The organism is Streptomyces sp. NH27 (genome assembly GCF_056859195.1).
The window spans coordinates 1-875 of the sequence record NZ_JACEGK010001015.1 but is presented as its reverse complement, the minus strand read 5'-3'; the positions used below and the strand labels follow the sequence as shown (position 1 = coordinate 875).

Annotated in this window: 1 protein-coding gene; it reads right to left on the bottom strand. The window is 74.1% G+C overall.

What is annotated here, in order from left to right:
* Positions 1–171: 171 nt before the first annotated feature.
* A partial coding sequence (locus AC13HU_RS37745; protein ID WP_483046520.1) for an HAD family hydrolase occupies positions 172–875 on the bottom strand: 704 nt, incomplete at its 5' end.

Genomic DNA, 875 nt, shown 5'->3' with positions numbered 1-875 from the left:
CACCACGCCCCGGGCGGTAGCCGGATCGACGGTGGCCCTGGCCCCGTGCCGGTGCCGGGGTCAGGGGTGGGAGCGGACGAGACCGGCGTCATAGGCGAGGATCACCGCCTGGATACGTCGGCCTGGATACGGTCGCGGGCGCCGACTTCGGTGGGCGCGGGGAGGGCCGGATCAGGTGTGGAGCGCGGGCGGGAGCTCGTGCAGGGTGGTGAGGACGTGGATGCCGTCGGCGGGTGGGGCGTCCGTGGGGCCGAGGGCGCGGCGCAGCCAGTACGCCCGCAGGCCGGCGTCGCGGGCTCCGAGCGCGTCCGCGGTGTAGTCGTCGCCGACGTATGCGACCTGGTGGGGCGGCAGTCCGAGGGCGGCGCAACCGGCGAGGAAGATGCCGGCCGCGGGCTTGACGGCGCCGTACTCGTCGCAGCAGACGAACGCGCCGCCGAGGTAGGAAAGCAGCCCGACGGACGAGAGTTTGTGCCGCTGGGCCTTGGTGCCCGCGTTGGAGACGACCCCGAGCCGGTAGTGCGGCGCGAGCCGGCGGAGCACCGGCTCGGCGTCGTCGAAGGCCGCGCCGACCAGGTCACGCCGCACGCCGTACCGCCCGAACCACGCGGCGGCGTCCTCGTCGGACAGCCCGGGGCGGCCCAGGAACCGCCGCACGCGGGCCTGTTGCTGCTCACCGAAGCTCAACTCGCCCGCCATGAAGCGTCCGTACTCCTCCGCCGTCAACTCCCGCCAGCGCGCGAGCGCATCCGCCGGCGACACGAACAGGTCGAGCGGCTCCGCCGCGAGGTGGGCGATCAACCCGGCCTCCTCCGACGCCGCGTAGTCGAACAGCGTGCCGTCCACGTCGAACAACACCCCCCGAATCGCCATCC